The 6,932-nt window shown below is 44.3% G+C and carries 6 protein-coding genes and 1 pseudogene; 1 reads left to right on the top strand and 6 read right to left on the bottom strand.

The genetic code is table 11. The features are described 5' to 3' along the window. From BCT81_RS08580 to BCT81_RS08600, 5 genes and pseudogenes are all read right to left on the bottom strand, one after another. A pseudogene (locus tag BCT81_RS08580) lies at positions 1-395 on the bottom strand (hypothetical protein); the annotation flags it as partial. Positions 396-404: 9 nt separating this feature from the next. Then, positions 405-1,187 carry an outer membrane lipoprotein-sorting protein gene (locus tag BCT81_RS08585; RefSeq protein ID WP_102423851.1) on the bottom strand — a complete coding sequence of 261 codons (783 nt, stop codon included), beginning with the start codon at positions 1,185-1,187 and terminating at the stop codon, positions 405-407. Then, the gene (locus BCT81_RS08590) at positions 1,180-2,469 is read right to left on the bottom strand and encodes an FtsX-like permease family protein (RefSeq protein ID WP_102423852.1); all 1,290 of its coding nucleotides are present in this window, start codon (positions 2,467-2,469) and stop codon (positions 1,180-1,182) included. Before BCT81_RS08590 ends, BCT81_RS08585 begins: the two co-directional genes overlap by 8 nt. Next, positions 2,457-3,155 (bottom strand): ABC transporter ATP-binding protein, encoded by a 699-nt coding sequence (locus tag BCT81_RS08595; protein WP_102423853.1) that lies wholly within the window; start codon positions 3,153-3,155, stop codon positions 2,457-2,459. The genes BCT81_RS08590 and BCT81_RS08595 overlap by 13 nt, the downstream gene beginning before the upstream one ends. 66 nt (positions 3,156-3,221) lie before the next feature. After that, positions 3,222-3,896, bottom strand: a complete 675-nt coding sequence (locus BCT81_RS08600; protein ID WP_102423854.1) for a hypothetical protein — start codon at positions 3,894-3,896, stop codon at positions 3,222-3,224. A 523-nt stretch (positions 3,897-4,419) separates the two neighbouring features. Between BCT81_RS08600 and BCT81_RS08605 the strand changes: the two genes are divergently transcribed. Then, on the top strand, positions 4,420-5,229 hold the full coding sequence (locus tag BCT81_RS08605) for a hypothetical protein (protein ID WP_102423855.1): 810 nt from the start codon (positions 4,420-4,422) through the stop codon (positions 5,227-5,229). A gap of 165 nt (positions 5,230-5,394) precedes the next feature. Here the strand turns inward: BCT81_RS08605 and BCT81_RS08610 are convergent, their stop codons facing one another. Next, complete coding sequence (locus BCT81_RS08610) at positions 5,395-6,864, bottom strand: S41 family peptidase (protein ID WP_102423856.1); 1,470 nt, start codon at positions 6,862-6,864, stop codon at positions 5,395-5,397. Between the last annotated feature and the right edge of the window lie 68 nt (positions 6,865-6,932).

The raw sequence follows: 6,932 nt of genomic DNA on the forward strand, positions 1-6,932 counted from the left end.
TTACCGAGTGTCACATCAAGGTAGTGATCACCCAACGCTGAATTAGACAGTTCAACACCACCTTGCCAAAACAGCTCGCGCACAATGAATTCCGATTCAAAGCTTGCCTCATTCCCCTGTGGGTCATTGCTCAAAATGTCGTTGGCCTTCATTGCAAACAGGCCAAGCCAATTGCCATATCCAACCTCAAGATCCAACAAACCATTGAGTGACTGGCGATTGTCAGATACGAAAGGGTTAAATGGCGACTCTCTCGATTCAACGGCCTCAGCACTCAGTTGCCAGTCCCAGGCTAGGTTCAGATCGTCCGCTTGAGTCGTATTACTCATACAAGGCAGCACAAGGAAAGTAACGATTAAAGGCTTGATGTGGAATCGACGACTAGAAGCTTTCATGGCACCCACCTAAAGCCCAGACACGCTATTACGTGATAAGTAAGCAGGGTTGTAGTATTTGTCCGCTAAAGCTTGTTCGCTTACCTCGCGGTACTCAATCACGGTTTTCTTACTTGGTTGAATCTTATCGAGCAAAGTCATCGAAACTACACTTGGCAAGCCATCTCGCACGCCTTCAGTAAACCAAGCTTGCTTGGCTAACTTACCTGAACGCAGATACAGATCCGCTTTAACAGGAAACGCTCGGTCTGCCGTTAACCACAGATCTATGGATTGATAACTCGCGCCCTTAGTTTTTGCGGTAAGTTTTAAGTGATGGGTATCAAACTGATCACCACTTGGCATCTCAACCGATTGTTCAGCAACCCACTCGCCTTGGTAGTCTTCGCTCCAAGTCAGCGTTGAGATATCACCAACCGAAGCTTCACCAAGCAATTTTTGCATCGGGGTGATACGAATTGGACGGCGAGATTTCGGCATCAGTAACCAATAGTTGTCCTCTATCATCAGCATCTTTTGACCCGCCTCGACCGCCGACTTGAACACAACCAGCGACTCTCGGTTTGGTCTTGTGTAGACGTTGTATTCGCGGGTTTTGTCTAGTTGCTCGTCTTGATATAGCGTGACCAGAGACACCACTTTCGACGCCTGTTCGCTGTTCAAACGGTAGCTGTCTGCCTTAGCAATCATCTCGGTAACTTGCTGTGAATCGATAGCCCAGCTTGGTGCTGATACTAGAGCCAAGGCCAACGCAGAACCTAAAACAGTGAGTGAACGAGTAAATTTATACATAAACCAGCGCCTCCGTGATTGGCTTATTTACGCCTTTGCGAGCAGAGAAATAAGCAGCCAGCAAACAGATCGTCAGCACACCCAAAGTAGCGTAACCAACCAATTCCAATGAGAAATAAATATTGAGTGGGTAACCTTCGGTTCGACCCGGAGGTGGTGGCATTTGCACATCAATCACCAGCAATAACACCGACACTAAACCACTCACTAGTGCGCCGATCGCACTGCCAATCACCGCCAGTAAGCCCGCCTCTTTTAGAAAACCCGCCACGATTTCTGATGGGTAACTGCCGAGTGCCGATAAGGTGCCGATTTCACGAGTGCGTTCTGTCACCGACATGGTCATGGTGTTGAACAGAGACACAAACACCACCAATGCCATCACTGCGCCCATGATGCCGAAGATACGGTCGTAAAGGTCTTTAACCTTGGTGTAGAAAAACGCGCGAGCTTGCCATGGGGTGATCTCAATATCTGAGCCCTGTTGACCAACTTGCTTGTCCAAAGCCAATTGGATGCGTTGTTGAACCGTAGAAGTCTTTTTGGTTTCAAAAAGGAATACCGATAAGGTGCTGACTTTATCCGACGCTAAAAGCTCTTGGACGGTGGTGATGTGTACGTACAACTGACGTTTGTCCAACTCAGGCACACCAGTCGAGTAGATACCCTGCACCTTAAAATCAAAGGCATTCAATGCGCCATCACTGGTGGTCGCAAGCAATGTGACCCAATCACCAACGGCCACTTTAAGGTTACGAGCAAGGTCGGTTCCGAGCATCACTTGTGGCTCTTGGCTGTCGTATCTTGGTGATTTCACATCCGAGAGGGTTTGACCGCTGCGCACGTCAAGGAAAGGTCCTTTCATGTCGAACTCGCGCTCATTAACGCCTGTTCCCATAAAGATGGTCGACTTGCTTCCGTTAGACACCAAACCACTAAAGTAAACTCGTGGCTGCACACCACGCACATCGCTGTCGCCAATCATGCTCTTGGTGAGCGCTTGAACGCTACCCAGACCATTACTCAGCGGCATGTCTTCGTCTTGTTCAAAGTAACCCGGCGTACTCAATGTAAGGTGACCAGTATCGCGCGCGGTTGATTCTCTCAAAGATTCGTAGGTGTAAAGTCCATAACCGCCCGCACTAGTCAGCGCAAACACGGCAATCGCAATGATCAACACCGAAAGCAGACTACGTCGACCATTTCTCAATAGATTGAGCCACGCCAAACGCACCGAGGTTGGAAATAAAACGGAGCTAAAGCCTTGTGTTAACTTGCCCATGAGATCGCCTCCATTGCTTCGGCTTCTGGCGCCAGTTGTCCGTCGATAAGTTCAATCACTCGGTCACAGCGCTGTGCCATTCTTGGGTCGTGCGTTGCGACGATAAAGGTAGTTCCCATCTCATGACCGAGCTCTTTCATAATGTCTATCACCAGATTGGCGGTATGGCTGTCTAAGCTGGCAGTCGGCTCATCGGCAATCACTAGGCTTGGGTTATGGACCAGTGCTCTGGCTATCGCGACACGTTGCTGCTGGCCGCCTGAAAGATTGTCTGGGCGGTGATGTACATATTCGCCTAGCCCAACACGCTCCAACATGTCCTGAGCTCTGGTTTGCTGTTCTTTTTTTGAGTATTGGTTCAACATCAATGGATAAGCGACGTTTTCTAGCGCTGTCATCACAGGAACCAGATTGAAGCGCTGAAATACAAAACCCAACGATTGACGACGAAAGCGTGCAGCCGCAATCTGATCTGTTGGATACGCTTTGCCATCAATATTTATCTCACCTCGACAGTCCATATCCAACAAACCTAGGATGTTCAACAGTGTGCTTTTTCCCGATCCCGACGGGCCGCACAGGGCCACCATTTCACCGCGTTTAATCTGACCATCGACTCCCTTGAGTGCGTCTACACTTTGTCCACCCGTGAGATACGACTTGCCGATTCCTTTAAATTCAATCATCCCGTTTTCCTCTGATTACTAGCCAACTGTTTAGCTTCCATGCCCTTTGTTTCGCTTTCGCAACTATTACTCGGCTTTCGCTATTAGGGCCTTCGCAGTCATCGTTTCGATGTTGTCGGCATCGGCCATTTCCATTTGTTTTAACCACGCTTGTGCTTGCGTTAGGTCTTCAGCACGAATCGATGCAGTAATTGCGTAGCGATAAATCCATGAGGTTGCAGAGAAGTGCTGTTGTTGAAATTCATCTTCTGCGAGTAGCGAGAGAAACAGGTCGTAACCGCGATCAAAGTGGTTAAACATGTCAGGTAGAGAGGTGTAAGTCACCGCGGCCATGGCACGAGTCAGGTAAGAATCTGGTAATCCTTGAACACGAGGTTGTTCATGAATCGGTTGGTCTTCATCTTTCAGCAACACCAATGATTTATCGATGGTCGATAAGCCCTTTTCGACATACTTCATTTTGTTCCAAGGTAAGAACGCATCGCGACCCATCAAGGTTTCTGTGCTGCCTAGATAAACCAAAGTCAGTGGTGTCGCGCCGTCTTGTTGCAGCGTGTCATTGAGGCGTTCATACGCCACCTCGACCAGATCTTCATTGCCTTGCGCGGCTTGGTTGTAAATATCAAGCACGTCTGAACTTGGATTAGCTAGCGCCAGCGTAGGAGCGATTGAAGCTAACCCAATCAAAAGTGAACGACGAAACAGAGCAGTAAATGAGTTTGAAGTGTTTGAAGCAGTCATGATGTGTAATCCCTTTCAAATGTTGACGTTGAAAGGTTAACCACAAACTGTCACGCCGTTTTATCAATGCGACGAATGGTAATAATGAGGAGTGAATGGTTGAGTGAAGGCGTGAGTGGGGAAGTTAGAGGTAGGAGTAATTACCCTTTTCTGCAAAGAAAGATTCAAGTTTAGTCACCATCATGCTGCACTGTTTGTTAACTGGCCATTTCAATTAACCCAAATAATTTAGCCCTTTATAAAGCTAGTTAGAACAATTTAAGAGACTTTAGTACATACTTTAACCAGCTCAATGATAACCCAAAAGAATGATAGATAACCTCGACTTATTTATTGTGGTATTAGCTTGATTTCATAACCAATACTGATGTAGGGTACGAACCGAAAGTGAGTCATTATAAGCTATTGATTTAAATAAACAAAAAACCAGAAGATTATTTAATCAATGCTTTAATAGCGACAATTTATGTACATCGGTCGTTCTGACCAATGGCTAGTTTTATAACAATTCAATGAGAACAAAATGAATTTAATTAACAAATCAGTTATCGCAGCTATCACCAGTGCATTAGTAATGACATCAACTCAGTCAATGGCTAGCAGCGGCTGTTACTTTGGAGAAACCGATGGCTCTCAGTGGTTAGAAAGTGTCATCGAGCCAAATCAACCACTCCTTATTAACTACAACACGAGTGCATGGAATGAAATCGAAAAGTTTGATTTTGACTTCGGCTACGACAAGATTGAAAATCCACGAGGCTTTTCAGTTGAGGTTCTGTTGGCTAACCACACTACAGAAGCAATGTCGATTTCAGGTATCCTTGAGGGAGAGAGTGGAGCAAGCGGCGGTTCGAATAACGCTGGTAGAATTGAACTTCACATGAATCTAAACAGTGACCGTTATTTTTCACGTTTAGTTGACGGAAAGCTGAATCTTGGCTTAGGTCGCACAGGTTCAAATGAAACCATCGAAGTAATCAAAGTAACAGCAAGATTCTGTGGTTTACCTGTTCAAGAAGGTGTCGCTGTTAGCGCGTCTGATCACAATATTCTTGTAGGCAACGCTCAGCCTCTATCACATTTTATTGATGCGGATACGACGTATCGAGTTTCGGCGACGGGAAGCGCAACCGATGAAAACGGAAATGCTATCACCGCAGTATCGATCAACTACATTGATCCTCGAAATTCTGAAAATTCGACGCTTCAAGTGAATACAGGTGAAGAGTTCTACCTTCATTCAAATGGTAAGGTATCTCTGTATTACGCAACAGAATCAAGTCAAAACACCGGTGGTCACACTGTCAAATTTGAGCGTGTTAACCTAGATTAGTCTCTAGCTAAAACCTGATTAAAAGCACTATGTGTACCGAACTACTCGGGTATACATAACCATCGATAGGCTTGTCTGGATTTATACAAGCCATACAAAAATAGCCGCTAATCAGCGGCTATTTTTCGTTATCCAAGTGACACTCCAACTAGGCGCTCGTTAGCCTTAATAAAGTAATGACAATGCTTTTTCGAGCACAACATCTCGGCCTTGCTGACGATCTTCTAACACAAAGTTTCTTACCACGTGATCTGGCTGTACCCCTGTGACTTCATGGTTTTCAAGGTCGCGATTCTTATAATATAAATTACTTAATGAATACTCCCAGCCATTAGGCAGCATTCTGCCAAACGCATCTGAGGTGGCGCCTGATGTCGATTCACCAACGATGGTCACGTGAGGGAGCGTATTCATCGCCGATGCGAATGTCTCTGCTGCACTAACCGTTCCAAAAGAGGTCAAAAGTACAATCGGTTTTGTATATGAAATACCATCGCTCGGAGTCATCGTGACATCGACATCATGGCTGAATTCACCTTTGAAGTAAGAGCTAACATGCCAAGCTAACTGCTGCTCTTCAATCAAATGTTGCAATAACCATAGACCTTGCATATCAAGCCCACCCTCATTTTCACGGATATCGATAATCAACGACTGGGTATCATTTAGCTGCGTTAATATTTTAGTCACTAATTCTTCAAACTGACGATGAGCTTTATCTGTGTTTCGTTTAGGAGTCTCTGTTATTAAACCTTCATCGATATAGCTCATGAAGTCGCCAATTCTTAAGTATCCAGTCGGTATGCCTTTATTATCAATGATGCCCCAGTTAAGACGATGTTCCTTGCTCTCACGAGAAGCTCGTTTTTTAAAACCTTCCTGTTCATGTTCAAACAAATACTTCATGATATTGAGCGTGATTTTATCCTTCTGACTGGTTATGTAGCTTTCTTTTTCTGATTCAGGAATATTTAACTGGTCAGCTTCCAACTCCAATTGTTGTTCCAAGGTGGATTTATTGCTGTACCATATCTGCAGCTCTTTTGAAGGGATAGAAATAGAACTATGATCATCCTTTAAGTGACGCAGTATTTCATCGAATACATTAATTAACTGTTCGTCGTCTGCACCGTATAATCCATCATAATATTTATCATAAACCTCATCCCAGTCAATGTTACGTTCATCAAAAAAGGCATAGTGGTTGTTCATATCTTGCCAATATATATCGAACATCGATTGAGCATCAAAATCAAAGTAACCATCGCGAACCATAGAGTGGCCAAGGCCTTCAGTACATACATCATTAATATTGCTAATTAAAGTATAAGTAAAAGGTCTAGGTCGAAGAATATTAAGAATCAATTGATTATCTTGACGAATGGAATGCTGTTTTATCGCTTCATAACTCAACTCTGTGCCATAACTCAGAGAGTTAGACACTTCATAACAAGTGCTATTAACCACTTGTATTGTTCTTGTAGTCTCATTTTCGATAACTTTAATTTCGCCGTCTCGTTGGCTAAACCAAACCCCATTAATATCATGGGTCTGGTCTTTTTTAACTTGTTCGCTATGACATGCGAATGAGCCTTGAATTAAAGCAAGTGTCATCACATATTTAAGAGGTTTCATTTTATTACTCCACTATACTGAAGTTAAAAATGATAAATTAATTTAATGATAATCAGTGTAGGTATATG

It is taken from the genome of Vibrio sp. 10N.261.52.A1 (assembly GCF_002876325.1).
Lineage (GTDB): Bacteria > Pseudomonadota > Gammaproteobacteria > Enterobacterales > Vibrionaceae > Vibrio > Vibrio chagasii.

Bases quoted from the DNA above. Each gene is read 5' to 3' on its own strand.
- BCT81_RS08585 (WP_102423851.1), bottom strand. From the start codon at position 1,187: ATGTATAAATTTACTCGTTCACTCACTGTTTTAGGTTCTGCGTTGGCC.
- BCT81_RS08590 (WP_102423852.1), bottom strand. From the start codon at position 2,469: ATGGGCAAGTTAACACAAGGCTTTAGCTCCGTTTTATTTCCAACCTCG.
- BCT81_RS08595 (WP_102423853.1), bottom strand. From the start codon at position 3,155: ATGATTGAATTTAAAGGAATCGGCAAGTCGTATCTCACGGGTGGACAA.
- BCT81_RS08600 (WP_102423854.1), bottom strand. From the start codon at position 3,896: ATGACTGCTTCAAACACTTCAAACTCATTTACTGCTCTGTTTCGTCGT.
- BCT81_RS08605 (WP_102423855.1), top strand. From the start codon at position 4,420: ATGAATTTAATTAACAAATCAGTTATCGCAGCTATCACCAGTGCATTA.
- BCT81_RS08610 (WP_102423856.1), bottom strand. From the start codon at position 6,864: ATGAAACCTCTTAAATATGTGATGACACTTGCTTTAATTCAAGGCTCA.